The sequence below is a fragment of the Deinococcus rhizophilus genome (assembly GCF_030271215.1).
GTDB classification, from domain to species: domain Bacteria; phylum Deinococcota; class Deinococci; order Deinococcales; family Deinococcaceae; genus Deinococcus; species Deinococcus rhizophilus.
In genome coordinates this window covers 1-674 of record NZ_JASNGB010000370.1, presented here as the reverse complement: position 1 = coordinate 674, position 674 = coordinate 1, and the positions used below count along the sequence as shown (strand labels likewise).

Genomic DNA, 674 nt, shown 5'->3' with positions numbered 1-674 from the left:
TGAGTTTCTTGAATCTGACCCAGACTGGGGACCCCTCGACCATGCTGTCAGCCCGCAAACGGATCACGGGAGAAATGCCCATGCGGCGCAAGGCCACGAACCACTCCCCACCGATGAACTCCCGGTCGGCGGCCAGGAAGAGTGTCTTGCCCTGGAGCAAGGGGAGCAGGCGTTCGACCAGCGCGATGCGGGTCGCCATGTTGCTGTTGCCGCTATGCGGCAACAAGGTCCAGACGAGCGGGAAGCTGAAGGTCTGCCACCGCACGCTGAGCAGGAGAATGTTGATGTCCTGTTGACCGAGCTTCCAATTGGTTCGGTCCAGGACGAGCAGCATCTGCTGCTCGTCTCGCAGATGGGCCAGGACAAAGCGGGCAACCAGGAGATCGGGAAGTGCGAATTGCACGAAGCGCTTCAGGCGTTGGTACACAGTGTCGTTTGAGCCGGGGAGGTCAACGATCTGGACGAGCTGGTAGAGAACGACGCTTCGTGCCTGAATCACGGCCAGGATCAGGGCGCTCAGGACGGTCAGGCGACGAGGATCAAGCGGGAAGTGCTCAGCAAGCAGGGCAGTGAGGCTAGACTGAGCGGGTCGGCTCCGGGTGTCTTTCATTGCAGAAAACACCGTACAGGAGCCGACTTCTCAAGCCTCCATCTGACTTTTGACCCCTAGAGAG

1 pseudogene is annotated in these 674 nt (G+C 60.1%); it reads right to left on the bottom strand.

Annotation, left to right across the window (positions count from 1 at the left end):
* Positions 1–610, bottom strand: a pseudogene (locus QOL99_RS17395) (IS4 family transposase); the annotation flags it as partial.
* Between the last annotated feature and the right edge of the window lie 64 nt (positions 611–674).